Consider the following 324-nt stretch of genomic DNA (forward strand, 5'->3'; position numbering starts at 1 on the left):
CCGACCCCACACCCGAGCGCGGGCTTTCAGCCCGCGCGGCGCACGCGCACAACCATCAACCATGCCGCACCTACCACCATCGCGCACCCATCGACCTCCCCTCTCCGCTCGACGGAGAGGGGCCGGGGGTGAGGCGCCCGCGCACAACCATCAACCATGCCGCACCTACCACCATCGCGCACCCATCGATCTCCCCTCTCCGCTCGACGGAGAGGGGCCGGGTGAGGTGCCCGCGCGCAACCATCAAACATGCCGCACCTACCACTATCGCGCACCCATCGATCTCCCCTCTCCGCTTGACCTCACACTCGAGCGCGGGCTTTC

Source organism: Dehalococcoidia bacterium, assembly GCA_040902535.1.
GTDB lineage: Bacteria > Chloroflexota > Dehalococcoidia > DSTF01 > JACRBR01 > JBBDXD01.